The following is a 16,070-nucleotide window of genomic DNA, read 5'->3' on the forward strand; positions in this document are numbered from 1 at the left end:
GTTCATCTCTAATTACTTTTTAATTCCTTACCGGATAAAAGCAGATCACCCAATATAGATAAATCGCTACCTGCCGGATTCTGAAAAACACGCAACCCGAACTCGGGAATAACAGAAAGAATATGGTCGATCACTGTCGCGACGACTTTTTCATACTCAATCCACATTTTTCGAGCCGAGTAACAATATATTTCTACCGGTAGTCCTTTATCGGTAATATCAAGATATCGAACAAGACAAAACTGCCCTTCTGTCATAATAACCGAAAGGCTGTGAATATACCGGTCGAGATATTCCCGAAATACAGTCAAATTAGATAGTCGTTCCCGAAGCGGGTCCTCCCCCGTCGATTTCCGATATTCCGTTACATAATCTTTTATCAACGGTATTTCTGTAAATTTATCCAACATACTGTCTGTACAAAAACGGACACTCCTCATATCGATATTAACCGACCTTTTTATACGACGACCTCCGCTCGAATCGAACATTCCCCTCCAATTCTGAAAAGAATCGCTTACCATCGCATATGGAGGAACGGTAACTATCGTATTATCGAAATTACGAATCTTTACCGTATTCAGGGTTACTTCCAACACCCATCCGTCGGCCCCGTATTTAGGCATTGTAATCCAGTCCCCGGGCCTAAGCATATCATTAGCTAAAAGTTGTATTCCCGCTACGAAACCCACAATAGTATCTTTAAATACCAATGAAAGAATCGCTGCCGAAGCTCCTAAACCAGCCAACAAAGAAACCGGAGATTTATCGAAAATAACAGCCAATATACATATCGCTCCTACAAAAAACAGGATAACTAAAAGAGTTTGGAATAATCCTTTCATCGCCCGGTTTTTATACCGTTCGCTGGCAGCGGCAACCTCTGCCATGATATTAATGAAAGCGGAAAAAAAGCGCAGTACGACAGCTATAATATAAATAAGACACGCTTTGGAAAAGAATGATAGCAATCCCGGATTACGGGGAAATACCAAAGGTATCAGCAGAAAAATAAGTATTGCGGGAACTACCAAAGCGAGACGATTCAGAACCTTCCGATCGAGCAGCATATCATCCCAGGTCGCTTTCGTCTTACGTATCAGATGATGTAATACATTAGATATGAGAAAACGACAAATATAATCGACGAGTACCGCCAGCAAGATTATAGCCAGCGCAACCAGTATTCCCCTTATAAAATCGAACCAATCGGGTGCAATATTCAAGTTCTTTATCCACCCGTCGATCGATTCATTCAGGTATTTTATATTCTCTTTCATTTCTACATTTTACTTTACGCTTTGGCACAAATAACTATCGAACTACCGCATTCATTTTTCTTTACTGCTTTTTTTCCCTGAAAAAGGAATTCTGTAATAAATAGAATATGTAAACGACACCGGATTATTTGATGTTCCGTATCCCGGAATAAACCAAGGGGTAGATTGAAAATTATTCTTTACGTTCAATTTCCATTTATATCTGACTGTCCAACCCATCATTAATCCCTTATACAACTTCACCCGTATTCCCACCAATGCTTCTATCCATTGCGCACGTGAATGCTGACCGGTAATTTCTCCGATAACAGGATTCTCCGGGTCCCAATATGAAGACTCAAGACGGATGTCGGTAATATCATAGTTAAATGTAGAAAAACCGTAACGAATACCGGCATATACCCCATCAAGTGTTTTATTATTGTATTTTATATTATAATTCATTCCAATACGGTTATAAAGGGCCGCTTTCCCCCTATACGTAAAATTCATATCTTCGGGCGTACTTTTCGCACTTCCTATTCCTATTTCCCAAATAGGAAAGAACCGATTATGCAAATCGAGTTCGAGGCTGGCCTCATAATTGGAATATTTTTGTCCGAAAAGTTTCGCTACCGGATTATAAAGATCGACGCCTACCACCAAACCATTAAACAAAGGATAAGTATAAGTCGCTTCCTTCTTTTCGGCCGAAGCTGTTTTTGAAGTCGTAGAAGCGGGCGTATTCCGGTTTTGAGCCTTTCCTACAAAAACGCACAATAACATTACAACCGATATAATAATGTATTTATTCATTGGTGCGGAAATAGAGTTTAATATTTTCAACGCTCTGATTTCTCACGTCTTTCGTCAATAATTCTGCGGAAACAATCTGATATGTAGTGTAACCCAAACTGTCGATTATATAATTAAACATGGCTCCGCATTCGGCCGAAGCAAAATAAATGTATGAATGATACACCAGAGTCAAGGTATCTCTCTTATAAGCCGGATGTATATTTTTTTGATCATAACGCAGTACATACCGCGTCGTGTCTTTATCATTGCGTAACGGAAGTAGCAAGGATTTGGCTGTAATGGTATCGAATAATAAAGAATCGTCGCGCTGTCCTATACCGTAAACAGATAACGAGTCGATAACAACCGATTGTGTAGGCGACTGTTGACTGTAAAAAGTGATATATGGAATACTGCTGCGATTATCCATACAGCCTACATCACCACAGGCCTGAAACACAACCGAAGCAATCAGTATCGCAAAAAAACAGAGAGGCAGATTCAGTATTTTTCCCATTTTACAACTTCGTTAAACGCTTTTCTTTTTTTAGGAGTAGCAATAAATATATCGGGATCTTCAGGATATCCCACCGGTATTATCACAACCGGCTCGACTCCCTCGGGTAATCCAAATAAATTATGGCACTTCTCCACATCGAAATTACAAACCCAACAAGTTCCCAAATCCTGTTCGGTTGCAGCCAAGCAAATATGTTCGGCTGCTATTGCAGCATCGATATCTCCATGATCTTTTCCATCGGACTTTCTTAGCCAAGATTCACGATGATCGGCGCAAACAATAATATACACGGGAGCTGTTCGAAACCAATCTCTTTCATAGCAATCCTGTAACATCTTTCTGTGCTCATCGGCCCGCACCACGATAAAATACCAAGGCTGAAAGTTAACTGCAGAAGGAGCCAAACGCGCCGTTTCAAGGATATATTCAAGCTTTTCCCGTTCTACAGGTCGTTCCGAAAAACTTCTCACCGAGCAACGTAAACGTGCTAAAGTAAGCATATCGAGGTCGCTTTCTACAGGATTGTTACGGTGTTCCATAATTTAATCGTTTAACAGATAATTATTATAAGAGTTCGCTTTCGATATTATATTTATTCCTACCGGGGGCATTCCGAGAAACCAATTCACCGAGAAATCCGGTAAGAAATAACATCGTACCTAATATCATTGCCGTTAAAGAGAGATAAAAATACGGCATATCGGTTACCAGTCGGTACGGCATTCTGGAATACATCGCATATATTTTATAAGCTCCTACCGCTATAACAGAAATAAAACCGAGTATAAACATCAAGCTGCCTAATAATCCGAAAAAATGCATTGGTTTTACAGCAAATTTCGAGAAAAACCACAGGGTCATCAAATCGAGATAGCCGTTTACAAAACGGTTAAGGCCAAACTTTGTTTTTCCATACTTACGAGCCTGATGACGAACGACTTTCTCTCCTATTTTCGTAAATCCGGCATTTTTCGCCAAATAAGGAATATACCGGTGCATATCACCATATACCTCTATATGCTTAACGACTTCGTTCCGATAAGCTTTCAATCCGCAATTAAAATCATGCAAACGGATTCCCGTTACTTTACGAGCCGTAGCATTAAATAATTTTGTCGGTAAAGTTTTCGATAAAGGATCATACCGTTTTTTCTTCCATCCCGAGACCAGATCATAGCCATCGGTCATAATCATTTTATACAATTCAGGAATTTCATCAGGACTATCTTGTAAATCCGCATCCATCGTAATCACCACGTCTCCTTGCGCATGAGAAAACCCGACATGTAAAGCTGGCGATTTTCCATAATTACGGCGAAACTTCACTCCTTTAACATTCGAATTCTCACGTCGTAACGCTCCGATTACCGACCATGAATTATCGGTACTTCCATCATTTATGAATAATATTTCGTATGAAAAATCATTTTCATTCATCACCCTTTCTATCCACTGGGTCAGTTCGGGTAAAGATTCAGCTTCATTATATAAAGGTATTACCAATGAAATATCCATAATTCTATTTTTGTATATTTAGTTTTTTTCTTCTAGGCACAGCAAATAATGCCACGACGATTGATAACAGCGATCCGAAAAATACCATCATCAAAATGCTCTGATATACCATTTCGATGGCTGTAGGAGCTGCCCCGTTCTTCAGGCCGTCTTTCATTGCCTGTACAAACTCGGTCGCATCCTTCCCCTGGAAGGACGTTTCCAGAGTATTCAAAGTAGAAGCAAACATATTCTCAATGTAATACGGATCGATAAATCGACAATAAATATATTGTACTAACCCGCATAAAAGAGAGGCAAAAAAGAAAAGAAAAATACCGAATGACCATAGATAGATAAAACGTACCGCTAACGGCTCCCGCTTCTGATATTTTTTCATTAGATAATATAAAACAAACGGAACTGAAATGAACATAATATCAAAAATAAGGCTTAAAGCCGGTATTCTCAATGTTTGCGTCATGACCAAAAAAGCCACTATAAAATAAATGCCTAAAAAGAACCCGTATTCCATGGCATAGCCAATCACCGTTTTTCCTTTATCTGTCTCTTGCATATAATAATATTCGTTTTTATTTTATTTTACCACATCTCCGGTTATTGCCACCAATTATGCAAAGTTATTACTTTTGCGCCAAACCACTCCACAATAGCCGATAAAATGTGTAAAATTAGTATCTATCATTTAGAAATTTATAAAAAAACGACTTCATAACTGCCTTATAAACAAGTAAGATATGCATTAAAAGACATCTTTTAGGTTTACAGGTATTGCTGAAAAGAAAAAAATATCTACCTTTGCAGCCGGGTAAGTCCTACACGGTCAGCTCCCTTCGAATCCCCCAGGGCTTGACCGCAGCAAGGGTAGTTGGTTGTAGCGACGCGATGTAGCAAGCTTACCCACTCGCCGATATAGCTCAGTTGGCCAGAGCACGTGATTTGTAATCTCGGGGTCGTGGGTTCGAATCCCTCTATCGGCTCTAAAAAAGCTTCAGAATTTATCTGAAGCTTTTTTATTTTCTTTTTGTCCCATTACAAAAAATTATTTACTAATACAATATAAAAAATAAAACCGACCGAGAATTACGTCCCAGCCGGTTTTTATTAATATACACAAAATAGCTTAATCTTACTTATGTTTCTTTCTCTTCTGTTTGAAGAAATCCCAGAAACTACTTTTTTTATAGTCGTCTTCCTCTTCAACTCCGTAACCATATCCGTAACCGTAACCATATCCGTAACCATATCCGTAACCAGCACGACGAGCTTTAGTCCCGTTAAGGATCACGCACATATTATTGAATTTATGCTCACGATAAAGTTTTTCTATATCAGGCAACTGACGCCTGTCCATTACACCTTCACGAATAACATAAATCACGATATCGGCCAAACGATTTACGATGGCGGCATCGGCGACCATCATTGAAGGAACATTATCGATGATAATATAATCATAGCGTTCTTTTAATTCCTGTATCAACTCATCGAGACGATTTCCCATCAGCAGCTCAGCCGGATTAGGAGGCATAGGTCCCACATGTATCATATCGATTCCGACCTTATCCTGCTTTTTCACAATGATTTCATCCACATCGGAAATTTTACCCGAAAGATAATTAGAAATACCAACAGGTGCACTTTTCAGACGTTTACTCAACGACCTCTTACGAAGATCAAGGTCGATAAGAATAACTTTCTTAGAAGATAACGCCAAAGTCATCGCCAAATTAGAGGAAATAAATGTTTTACCCGACCCGGGATTAGCCGATGTTAGCATGACAACCTTCATACTATCGTCTTTACGCATAAATTCAAGATTGGTTCTTAAAATACGGAAAGCTTCGGACACACTATCACGTCCTCCCTCTTTAACCACAATCTCTTCGTCATTCCTGCGTTCCCTTTCAGGTACCTCGCCCAAAAATGGAATACTCAGATTATCTTCAATATCTTTACGTCCTCGTACTGTCGTGTCTAACATCAACTTAAGGGCAATCACTCCCGTAGGTATGGCACATCCCAATATAACGGCCACCAAAAGTATTAGTGAAACTTTAGGAGCAACCGGATAATCGCTTCCGTAAGCGGCATCGATTATACGCGCATTGCTTTCGGTAATAGCCATATTCAGATCATTCTCTTCTTTCTTATTTAATAAATACAAATAAAGCTCCTCTTTTATCTTTTGCTGACGCGCAATCGTCATTACATGTTTTTCTTGCGAGGGTACCGAAGTAATTTGTCTACGGGCTATATTTTCCTGGTTTTTCAGGTTCTTCAACTGAATATCCAACGAAACCAATAAGTTATCGATCGATCTCATAATAGATTTTCTCATTGCCACCAACGAATTATTCATATCGGCGACTACCGGATTATTCATACTCGAATTAGCCAATAACTTATCCCTTTTCAAAAAAAGATCATTATATCCAGCAATCTCGTTAGAAAGCCCTTGATCTTCGATACCTGTATTTACCGGAATAAGATCGGAAGCATGTGCCGGGTCTTTAAGATACTCCTGAACATACTTGGCCAAACTTATCTGGTTTTCGATACTGATACCTTCATGTGTATATTCCGAGCGATTAGCCACATACAGGCCTGCCTGCGTCGTTATATCCGCCAACTCGTTATCTTTCTTATAAGATTCGATCTGCGTATCAACATCCCCCAAATCTTTTCCGATAATAGCTAAACGTTCTTCAATGAAGTGGCGCGTATTGATGCCTACTTGATTCTTGTCTGCCTTTGCATCTTCATTATAAACAGTTATCAGAGTATTCAATACATCTTCTGCCCTTTTTATACTATTATCATCTATCGTAATGGTAATCGAGCTGGTTTGTTTTCCACTTAAAGAAACATTAACCATACTTTTATAAATTTCGGTCACCTTTTTTACAGGACGTTTTTTTACAGTAATTACCTTCCCGATATCTCCCCGTTCGAAAAAATCGGTTTTCTTAAGGGAAATCAATCCTATCGGTGTAGATATCGTATCATTATAATTCAACGTCTTATTCCAAGAAATATCATCATCAGAAATAGAAATTAGCACCTGTTTTTCAGATACCGGAGTAAGTTCGAATGTAAATGAAGAATTCTCATTACTTTTGATAAAATCGACTATAACGGGAGACGTTTTATACAAATTAACCGTACGCAATCCCATACTGGTCGTATAACTCACATCCAGCTGAAGCCGTCGTACGACATCTCTCATTAGACGAAACGACTGAAAAACGAGAATTTCGTTATCCACGCTATTCTTCATTAAATTGAATCCGCCCAAATCTCCAAAAGTCGAAGCTGCAGAATTGGCTCCTCCTTTTTCATCTTTTATCAGAACTGTAGCAGTACGAGTATATACCTTTGGAGTAGATTTTATATACAGAACTGCCAATAATAAACATACGATTATCGAAAGTACGAACCATTTCCACTGAGAAATGACTAATTCTAATATATCCCTAAGGTTAAGACCTTCCTGGCTGTCTTCTTCTATATTGCTATATTCCTGTTCTTTCATGTTTATATCATCTTCTGAAAATAAGTATTGATAACGATACGAGAACCGACATTAACGACGCCCAAGCCGACATGTTCATAAACTGATTATCATTTGCCCTAATCGATTTCCGGTTATTAGGTTCTACATAAATCACATCGTTCTGTTGTAAATAATAGGCCGGAGAATCGAATATTTTTTTAGTACGCAGATCGGTATAAAACATTCTCCGTTGCCCGTCTTCTTCCCTTACGACCAGCACCCGATCTCTCTGTCCTTGTATATCGAGATCTCCAGCCATACTGAGTGCTTCGAAAATCGTCAATCGGTCTGAAATTATATTATAGGTTCCCGGCTTCTTAACTTCTCCCATTACCGACACTTTAAAATTCAATATTTTCACCGAGACGACCGGGTCGTTAACATATCCGTCTTTGATAAGCTTTTGCTGTATTTTCTGCCCCAATTCCGCCCGGGTAAGACCGGCTGCCTCGATCATTCCCAATACCGGGAAATTGATATATCCCTGAGCATCAACCAGATATCCGGAATTATTATTGGAAACAGCTCCTGTTTTATTTATCGTTTCGGCAGAATTTTCAAACAAAGTTATCAGCTCTGAGTCCTTACTCGACACAGTAATACCCAACATATCATCAGGTTGGATACGCACTTCATAATTTTTCACGATTTGTACCGTACTATCATTAGGCATATCCTGTAAATAAGCGATTTTCTTCTTCGCATTACAAGAGGATAATAACAATACAATCACCAAACAAGTCTTAAAATACAATAATTTTCTTACCATTTTTATTTTTAAAGGTATTTTTTAGTGGTCACAAAAATACGAAAATTAGACTATTACTCATGAAGATGTTTTAAAAAACTAACATAATGTTTTATTTATTGTTCATTATTATGAACAATTTTAAACAGATAACTGATATATTTCTTAAATTTGTTCAGATGCTGCTGCTACTTGAAAAGCATCGAGCACTCCGGCTTCCTGCTGATCATACTTTTCATAAACCGAATTTTTCGACTTAAACTCAGGAACAATTTCCTTCATCATCATAACCGTTTCGGGTATTTTTACATCTATCGACAAGCTTGTCAACTTATTAATAGCTTCTGCCACTTCATTAAAATCGTATTGCCGGACATTTGCTATCCGTATTTTGCGATGCGTCGTAGGTATGGTATTTTCTTTATTACTTAATAATTCTTCATAAAGTTTCTCACCAGGACGTAATCCGGTAAATTCTATCATAATATCTTTATTAGGAACAAATCCGGCTAATTCTATCATACGATACGCTAAATCTGCAATCTTTACCGGCTCGCCCATCTCAAATATAAATATCTCATCGCCTTTACCCATAGTAGCTGCTTCCATAACCAAACGACAAGCTTCGGGTATAGTCATAAAATAACGTATAATATCGGGATGTGTTACCGTCACAGGGCCACCGGCCTCGATCTGCGCTCTGAATCGCGGAATAACCGATCCGTTACTTCCTAATACATTTCCGAAACGGGTAGTTATAAATCGGGTTTCCCCCTCCTTTAATCCTTTACCGATCGCTACACTAAGACTTTGTACATAAATCTCAGCCAAACGTTTCGATGCACCCATAATATTCGATGGATTTACGGCCTTATCGGTAGATACCATAACAAATTTTTCTACGCCATATTTCACAGAATAATTAGCCAGGTTACAAGTTCCCCTTACATTTACCAATACGGCTTCACAAGGATTCTCCTCCATCAAAGGCACATGTTTATAGGCCGCAGCATGGAAAACAATTTGCGGATGAAAGTTCCTGAACGCAAAATCTACGCGGGCTTCCTGTCTTACGTCTCCGATAACAGGAACAAAGTCGAGATCGGGGAACCGTTCTTCCAGTTCGAGCCTCAATTCGTGCATAGGGGTTTCGCCCATATCGAAAAGAATAAGGCGTTTTATACGGAATGTCGCTAATTGACGGCATAACTCACTACCGATAGATCCGGCAGCACCCGTTACCATAACAATCTTATTTTCGAAATTAGAGATAATCTCATTCATGTTTATCTCTATTTCATCCCGTCCGAGAAGATCTTCGATACGAATTTCCCTAACTTTACGCATTCCCGTATTTCTTCCCCGGGGTATTTCTTCAACCGGTTGACCTACCAGTATTTTAATTTTCTCCTTTTCACAAAAACGAACGATTACATCTTTTTCTAAACGCACGCTTTTTTCATTGGGAAATATCACTGCATCTACTCGTACTTGTCCAAACAAATGCGCAAGTTCCTCGATATCTTTTATTTTATATACCGGTTTACCAATAATACGATATGCCTGATATCCCCCTCCGCGCGTAATAAAGCCTCCTATCCGGTAATCCTTATCCGGTAATGCCATAGCAAAAGAAACAGCATCCGAATCGGTACCATACATAAATACGCTCTTTTGTTTAGGAAATAGATTCGAAACTACCACCCCATACATAAGAATAAGCAAGATACGATAAGCAATAATCGCTATAGAGGTAAATAAAAAATCGAGGGTAAATGCTAACAACAGGAATTTATAGGGTAATTGAGTTTCCCAAATACAGCAAAAAGCAGATATGATTATTATTTTGGTAAAAACGGCAGCTCCAATTCGCCATAACTCTTTAAGGGTCATATGACGGATAATATTTCGGTATGTTTTCCACCCTAAAAACGATACGAAACCCGAAATTGCCGACATGATAAGAATCTTAACTTCTGAACTGCCCGACATCGGTATCCCCAAAACATATGAAACAAAAATACATGACAATAACGTACAAAATGTAGAAACAAAAATATCGGAACCTAATATAACCCAACGGTTCACATATTTCGCCGATACAATTTTCAATAAAAATCTTTTCATGCTCATCTTCCGCCGTAAAATTTCAGAGTCCATTACTATATAAACAACAGGAGGGCAGTTAATATGACTTAATTATATTTAAATATTACACCTTTATGTTTCTATCCTCTTTCTTTTTTACCCCAATCGCCGGACGAAGAAGAATTTCGCCATTACATTCGAATAAAGAATTTATCCAATGTGCCGCCGATCGAATATACTTAATAACCAAAATATAATCTCTAAAAAACAGCCCGCTATATACTTTGCAAAGATAGCAAAAAACACAAAAGATTATTTACTGTATATTCTTATTTTCCCGTATTTTTTCTTATCGTTAAACTTAAAATCATTTTATATTACTGATATACAAAATATTAACACAAAAATTGATTATACATATATAATATATATTAAATAACTTACACATTTAGTCGAATTTTCAGATATATTTTATGATTTTTTCAAGGAATACAAAATTAAAAACCTATATATAAATGATATACGTCGATCTTCTTTCCGGAATATTATCAGAGTTTTTTAATTCAATTATTGCTTTATGTCGAACTATTCCTTTATTTTGCACTTTTATCATTTTAACTAAAGTAAATGAATGGTATCGCAATTCTCGTAATCCTCGCCATATATTTCGGAGTATTGATGCTGATTTCGTTTCTCACAGGTAGAAAAAGTGATAACGAAGCTTTTTTTATCGGGGGTAAAAAGTCACCTTGGATGCTGGTAGCTTTCGGAATGATCGGGACTTCTATTTCGGGAGTTACTTTCGTCTCGGTACCCGGTATGCCCCTCTCCATCGACATGACCTATATGCAGACTGTCTTGGGATTTTCCTTAGGTTATTTTGTTATCGCCCATGTTCTGCTTCCGTTATATTATCGTCTCAACCTGACATCGATATATACATATCTCGATGACAGGTTCGGTCACAAGGCATATAAAACAGGTGCTTCGTTTTTTCTATTATCTAAAATTATAGGAGCTGCCGCGCGATTATATATCGTCGTACTCATATTGCAACGATTTGTTTTCGACCAGTGGCATATTCCGTTCTTTATCACGAGCTGTCTCATTATTGCCATGATATGGTTGTATTCCCATAAAAGCGGTATAAAAACAATTGTTTGGACAGATGCTCTGCAAACTTTTTTCCTTTTGGGGGCACTTGTCATGATTATTTGGCAATTAATGTCTCGAATGCAATTGGACATAACAGGAGTATTCGAGACCGTCAGACATAGCGAAATGTCGAAGATTTTTGTATTCGACGATTGGCAAAGCCGCCAAAATTTTTTAAAGCAATTTCTGAGCGGTATTTTTATCACGATCGTCATGACCGGGCTCGATCAGGATATGATGCAGAAAAACTTGTCGATACGCACTTTAAAAGCTTCACAGAAAAACATGTATTTTTACGGTCTGGCTTTTATTCCGGTAAATCTATTATTTCTCACTTTAGGAATATTACTTATAAATTACGCACATCAAACCAGTATAAGCATTCCACTGCTGAGTGACGAAATATTGCCGTTATTCGCTACCCAATATTTAGGAACCCCCGTCCTCATCTGTTTTTGCATCGGAATCATAGCTGCCGCTTTTTCAAGTGCCGATTCGGCTCTTACAGCACTTACTACTTCGTTTTGCATCGACATATTGGAAGTAAAAAGCATGCCTTCCCATAAAGCCATCCTATGGCGAAAACGGATACACATCCTTATATCCGTACTTTTTGTTTTCATCATATTACTTATAAAAGTCCTTAACGATAAAAGTATTATAGACGCTATTTATACAATTGCAGGATACACCTACGGGCCCTTACTCGGACTGTTCGCATTCGGGATGTTTACTCGTAAACAACCCATAGATCGGTTCATTCCGTTTATCGCCATACTGTCTCCTTTACTTTGTTATTTTACCGATCGTTTTTGTATCCTTCGATTCGGATACTATTTCGGCTACGAACTGCTGATACTTAACGCATTTCTAACCTTTACAGGACTATGGGTCGTTTCGGTGAAGAAATTAAAAAAAATATCGATACACAAGGTTTAATACCTGTTTTTAACTACCTTTGTAGTAACAAGTCATGAAAAATACATAATAAAAATTTAAAATTATGAGAAAATACGGAATGAATGTAAGGTTTCTGATAATGTTACTTACGGTAGCATTATTTACTTCCTGTTCGAAAGAAAGTAATTACATGCAATCGATCCCTGCAGATGCGACAATCGTAATAACAGCCGATTGTAAGGCTATTGCAGAAAAAGCCGATTTTAAAGAACTATTTAAAAATCCGGAAATCAGCTCACTGTTGGCCTCTTTCCAAAAATCTCTGGGAGACGACGCCTCTAAAATGCTCGATACTGTTTTAAAAGATCCCGAACAAAGCGGAATCTCTTTCGATAATAGTTTTGTATTATTCTCAAATGCCGTCGATGGAGAAGTCGGTATGCTTCTGAAATTAAAAGACCGCAACAAATTCAACGAGTTACTTCAAATCATGCAAAAAGAAGGTGTAAGCAGTGAAATTTCTGATGCAAAAGGATTTAAATACTGTATCCTCGGTGAAAAAGCATTTTGCGCATTTTCTTCAGACCGGATATTGATACTCGAATCGGCTTTCAACCGCGAATCTCCCGAGAAAATAAAAGAAAACGCCGGTAAATATATAAGGCAAGAAAAAGATAAAAGTCTTTTAGTAGATAAAGGATTCGAACGTTTTATAAAAAACCAGAAGGAAATAAATTATTGGTTTTCTATGGCCTCAACACCTCCTCAGGTATCTACAATTTATTCCTCTTTTATGCCTGACAAGTTTAAATTAGGAACAGTATATGCAATGGCAAACCTAAGTTTCGAAAAAGGCAAAATCGTTATCACAAACGAAAGTTACTCGACCGATGCAGAAACACAGAAGATATTAGAAAATTTCTCTGAATTATGCGGGAAACTTACTGGTAAATTTTTAAAAGCGATACCGGCAGATGCATGGCTTACATATGACATCAATATCAATGGAAAAAAACTTCTCGAATATCTTTCCCAAAAGCAAGAAATTAAAAAACTTTTTGAAAACAAAGAATTCGATTTTAAAGGAATGATCGAATCTATCGATGGAGATATAACACTTAGTCTCATAGATTTACCAGGGGACAACTCGTTTGTAAAAACCCCTAACATGGCTCTTTTTGCAGAAGTAAACAACGATATACTAATTACCGAACTATCTAAATTCGGACAAATTTTAGGAATGGTTCCCCTGGGAAAAAATCAATATGCACTAAACATGAACGGCCTCGGACTATATTTCGGAATGGCCGGTAACGACCGGTTCTTCATAACAACCGACGAAAGCATTATCGACAGCATCAATAAAGGTGCTATTGAATCGTTGGCCGATTCGCCCGCCGCTAAAGTTTTTAAAAATACAAACGGAGCAATGTATATAAATATGATAAGTATCTCAAAAGGTCTCCCCGTCAACTTATTGACTAAAGAAATAGGAGTAGGGTCAAACGAAACCGAATCCCTGAAGAAGATTCTTTCCCTTTCCACTTCAATCGAATCGAGACAGCAAGAATCCCTGAAAGGAGTAACGACTATTTATATGCAAAACCAAACGGAAAACGCCCTCACATCGATTATGAAAGCATTTAATTAAACAGATAGACATATATAATGCAAGACATATGGAAAAAATAAAATTACAGCAGGTTCTACCTGCTGTTTTTGCTGAAAATCGTTCTTCTTTAGACTCCGATATCTGGTTACAGGATATTTCTTTCGAAAAAGGGAAATATTATCTTATCGAAGCGGCATCGGGAACCGGAAAATCTTCATTATGCAGTTATCTGTACGGTGACCGTAATGATTATTCGGGATCTATCTTTTTCGATAAAAAGAACTGCAATATATTAAGAGAAAAAGAGTGGACTGAAATAAGGCGCCATACTTTCGCTTATCTTTTCCAGGACCTGAGATTATTTCCTGAATTGCCGGCTTATGAAAATATCGAACTTAAAAACCAATTGACCCGATATAAAACAGAAATAGAAATACGTAATTATTTCGATATTTTGGGAATCGGAGACAAATGGAATACGAAAATAGGGAAAATGTCATTCGGGCAACAACAACGGGTAGCCTTTATTCGATCGATCTGTCAACCGTTCGATTTTATACTGCTCGACGAACCCATCAGTCACCTCGACGAAGAAAACGGAAAACTGATGTCTCGTATTCTATTACAAGAAGCCGCCCAGCAGAAAGCCGCCATTATTGTTACTTCTATAGGCAAACACCTCGATATTAATTACGATAAGATATTAAGCTTATGAAAATTGTTTGGAAACTCCTCCGTCAACATATCAGTATCGGCCAATTTACCGGTTATTTCTTAGCTAACCTGGCTGGTATATTTATCGTTCTCTTAAGTTTGCAATGTTATTATGATATATCTCCATTTCTTTCGGGAAACGATAGTTTGCTCAAAAACGAATATCTTATTATCTCTAAAAAGGTAAACACTTTCGGTAGTCTTACCGGAAGTTCAAATCGTTTCTCGAAAGAAGATATAGAAGATTTAAAAAAACAATCTTTTGCGAAAAATATCGGAGCATTTACACCGGGACAGTATAATGTATCGGCAGGGATCAGTCTGGCCGGCCATCAAATGGATCTTTCCACTCAAATGTTCTTCGAAGCGGTACCCGACGAATTCGTAGATACCAAAACATCCGACTGGCAATTCGTTCCGCATAGTGAATTCATCCCGATTATACTACCCAAAAATTATTTGAATCTTTATAACTTCGGCTTTGCCCAATCTCGTAATATGCCCCAAATTTCAGAAGGTTTATTGGGTATGGTCACCATAAACATCCGTATTTCGGGAAACGGGAAGTCAGAGAATTTCAGAGGAAATATCGTCGGTTTTTCCAACCGACTGAATACGATACTGGTTCCGGAATCTTTTATACGTTGGAGTAACCGCGAATTTGGAAACCGAGTTACAGAAGAACCTTCGAGACTGATCGTGGAAGTCGCCAACCCGGCCGACGAAGCAGTTGTCACTTATCTGCAAAAAAACGGATATGAAGTTGAAGGAAATAATCTCGATGCCGGAAAAACGAACTATTTTCTTAAACTAATTACAGGTCTTGTAGCAACAATCGGTCTGTTTATCAGTGTCCTGTCATTTTTTATTCTAATGCTGAGCATCTACTTACTTCTCCAAAAAAATACGGATAAACTCAAGAATCTACTCCTTATCGGATATAGTCCCGCTCAAGTATCGCAACCTTATCAGTTACTAACGGTTGCACTAAACACAATCGTTTTGATTTTTGCCGGGCTACTCGTATATATATCGCGTATACATTATATCGAACTGTTATCCCGCATGTGGCCTTCTTATCAACCGGGAAACAGCATTCCGACAATATTAATCGGAATCGGTCTGTTAATTGCAGTATCGGTATTAAATGCAGCGATCATACGTCAAAAAATAAATCGGTTGTGGAAAGGGGAAAGAAAATAGCC

Annotated in this window: 13 protein-coding genes and 1 tRNA gene; 5 read left to right on the forward strand and 9 right to left on the reverse strand. The window is 38.0% G+C overall.

Features of this window, described 5'->3' with window-relative positions; translation table 11 throughout:
• Positions 1 to 8: 8 nt before the first annotated feature.
• From NMU02_RS05090 to NMU02_RS05115, 6 genes are read right to left on the reverse strand one after another with little or no spacing between them, the layout of a single operon-like run.
• Positions 9 to 1,280, reverse strand: a complete 1,272-nt coding sequence (locus NMU02_RS05090) for a mechanosensitive ion channel family protein (RefSeq protein ID WP_255026276.1) — start codon at positions 1,278 to 1,280, stop codon at positions 9 to 11.
• Positions 1,281 to 1,331: 51 nt separating this feature from the next.
• Complete coding sequence (locus tag NMU02_RS05095) at positions 1,332 to 2,075, reverse strand: DUF6048 family protein (protein WP_255026278.1); 744 nt, start codon at positions 2,073 to 2,075, stop codon at positions 1,332 to 1,334.
• Positions 2,068 to 2,574 (reverse strand): DUF6452 family protein, encoded by a 507-nt coding sequence (locus NMU02_RS05100; RefSeq protein WP_255026279.1) that lies wholly within the window; start codon positions 2,572 to 2,574, stop codon positions 2,068 to 2,070. The genes NMU02_RS05095 and NMU02_RS05100 overlap by 8 nt, the downstream gene beginning before the upstream one ends.
• The gene (locus NMU02_RS05105) at positions 2,559 to 3,116 is read right to left on the reverse strand and encodes a nitroreductase family protein (protein ID WP_255026281.1); all 558 of its coding nucleotides are present in this window, start codon (positions 3,114 to 3,116) and stop codon (positions 2,559 to 2,561) included. The genes NMU02_RS05100 and NMU02_RS05105 overlap by 16 nt, the downstream gene beginning before the upstream one ends.
• Positions 3,117 to 3,141: 25 nt before the next feature.
• Positions 3,142 to 4,092, reverse strand: a complete 951-nt coding sequence (locus tag NMU02_RS05110) for a glycosyltransferase (RefSeq protein ID WP_255026282.1) — start codon at positions 4,090 to 4,092, stop codon at positions 3,142 to 3,144.
• 4 nt (positions 4,093 to 4,096) lie between these two features.
• Positions 4,097 to 4,648 carry a DUF4199 domain-containing protein gene (locus NMU02_RS05115; RefSeq protein ID WP_255026283.1) on the reverse strand — a complete coding sequence of 184 codons (552 nt, stop codon included), beginning with the start codon at positions 4,646 to 4,648 and terminating at the stop codon, positions 4,097 to 4,099.
• Between the two features lie 350 nt (positions 4,649 to 4,998).
• Here NMU02_RS05115 and NMU02_RS05120 point away from each other — a divergent pair.
• A tRNA-Thr gene (locus tag NMU02_RS05120) sits at positions 4,999 to 5,072 on the forward strand.
• Between the two features lie 149 nt (positions 5,073 to 5,221).
• On the opposite strand, the gene NMU02_RS05125 is transcribed toward NMU02_RS05120, so the two are convergent.
• The 3 genes from NMU02_RS05125 to NMU02_RS05135 all read right to left on the reverse strand — a co-directional run bounded on the left by NMU02_RS05125 (position 5,222) and on the right by NMU02_RS05135 (position 10,523).
• Positions 5,222 to 7,627 (reverse strand): GumC family protein, encoded by a 2,406-nt coding sequence (locus tag NMU02_RS05125; RefSeq protein ID WP_255026285.1) that lies wholly within the window; start codon positions 7,625 to 7,627, stop codon positions 5,222 to 5,224.
• 7 nt (positions 7,628 to 7,634) lie between these two features.
• A complete protein-coding gene (locus NMU02_RS05130; protein WP_255026286.1) occupies positions 7,635 to 8,417 on the reverse strand; it encodes a polysaccharide biosynthesis/export family protein in 783 nt (260 codons plus the stop codon).
• 144 nt (positions 8,418 to 8,561) lie between these two features.
• Positions 8,562 to 10,523 carry a polysaccharide biosynthesis protein gene (locus NMU02_RS05135; RefSeq protein WP_255026287.1) on the reverse strand — a complete coding sequence of 654 codons (1,962 nt, stop codon included), beginning with the start codon at positions 10,521 to 10,523 and terminating at the stop codon, positions 8,562 to 8,564.
• Between the two features lie 588 nt (positions 10,524 to 11,111).
• Between NMU02_RS05135 and NMU02_RS05140 the strand changes: the two genes are divergently transcribed.
• The 4 genes from NMU02_RS05140 to NMU02_RS05155 all read left to right on the forward strand — a co-directional run bounded on the left by NMU02_RS05140 (position 11,112) and on the right by NMU02_RS05155 (position 16,068).
• A complete protein-coding gene (locus NMU02_RS05140; protein ID WP_255026288.1) occupies positions 11,112 to 12,578 on the forward strand; it encodes a sodium:solute symporter in 1,467 nt (488 codons plus the stop codon).
• Positions 12,579 to 12,642: 64 nt separating this feature from the next.
• Complete coding sequence (locus tag NMU02_RS05145) at positions 12,643 to 14,190, forward strand: DUF4836 family protein (protein WP_255026289.1); 1,548 nt, start codon at positions 12,643 to 12,645, stop codon at positions 14,188 to 14,190.
• Positions 14,191 to 14,218: 28 nt separating this feature from the next.
• Positions 14,219 to 14,866 carry an ATP-binding cassette domain-containing protein gene (locus NMU02_RS05150; protein ID WP_255026290.1) on the forward strand — a complete coding sequence of 216 codons (648 nt, stop codon included), beginning with the start codon at positions 14,219 to 14,221 and terminating at the stop codon, positions 14,864 to 14,866.
• Positions 14,863 to 16,068: an ABC transporter permease gene (locus NMU02_RS05155; protein ID WP_255026291.1), complete on the forward strand. Its 1,206-nt coding sequence runs from the start codon at positions 14,863 to 14,865 to the stop codon at positions 16,066 to 16,068. Before NMU02_RS05150 ends, NMU02_RS05155 begins: the two co-directional genes overlap by 4 nt.
• Positions 16,069 to 16,070: the final 2 nt, after the last annotated feature.

Source organism: Coprobacter tertius, from assembly GCF_024330105.1.
Classification (GTDB): domain Bacteria; phylum Bacteroidota; class Bacteroidia; order Bacteroidales; family Coprobacteraceae; genus Coprobacter; species Coprobacter tertius.

What these genes read in the sequence shown, in the direction of transcription:
- NMU02_RS05090 (WP_255026276.1), bottom strand. Translation starts at nt 1,280, where the DNA reads ATGAAAGAGAATATAAAATACCTGAATGAATCGATCGACGGGTGGATA.
- NMU02_RS05115 (WP_255026283.1), bottom strand. Translation starts at nt 4,648, where the DNA reads ATGCAAGAGACAGATAAAGGAAAAACGGTGATTGGCTATGCCATGGAA.
- NMU02_RS05140 (WP_255026288.1), top strand. Translation starts at nt 11,112, where the DNA reads ATGAATGGTATCGCAATTCTCGTAATCCTCGCCATATATTTCGGAGTA.
- NMU02_RS05110 (WP_255026282.1), bottom strand. Translation starts at nt 4,092, where the DNA reads ATGGATATTTCATTGGTAATACCTTTATATAATGAAGCTGAATCTTTA.
- NMU02_RS05150 (WP_255026290.1), top strand. Translation starts at nt 14,219, where the DNA reads ATGGAAAAAATAAAATTACAGCAGGTTCTACCTGCTGTTTTTGCTGAA.
- NMU02_RS05125 (WP_255026285.1), bottom strand. Translation starts at nt 7,627, where the DNA reads ATGAAAGAACAGGAATATAGCAATATAGAAGAAGACAGCCAGGAAGGT.
- NMU02_RS05130 (WP_255026286.1), bottom strand. Translation starts at nt 8,417, where the DNA reads ATGGTAAGAAAATTATTGTATTTTAAGACTTGTTTGGTGATTGTATTG.
- NMU02_RS05100 (WP_255026279.1), bottom strand. Translation starts at nt 2,574, where the DNA reads ATGGGAAAAATACTGAATCTGCCTCTCTGTTTTTTTGCGATACTGATT.
- NMU02_RS05155 (WP_255026291.1), top strand. Translation starts at nt 14,863, where the DNA reads ATGAAAATTGTTTGGAAACTCCTCCGTCAACATATCAGTATCGGCCAA.
- NMU02_RS05145 (WP_255026289.1), top strand. Translation starts at nt 12,643, where the DNA reads ATGAGAAAATACGGAATGAATGTAAGGTTTCTGATAATGTTACTTACG.
- NMU02_RS05105 (WP_255026281.1), bottom strand. Translation starts at nt 3,116, where the DNA reads ATGGAACACCGTAACAATCCTGTAGAAAGCGACCTCGATATGCTTACT.
- NMU02_RS05135 (WP_255026287.1), bottom strand. Translation starts at nt 10,523, where the DNA reads ATGAAAAGATTTTTATTGAAAATTGTATCGGCGAAATATGTGAACCGT.
- NMU02_RS05095 (WP_255026278.1), bottom strand. Translation starts at nt 2,075, where the DNA reads ATGAATAAATACATTATTATATCGGTTGTAATGTTATTGTGCGTTTTT.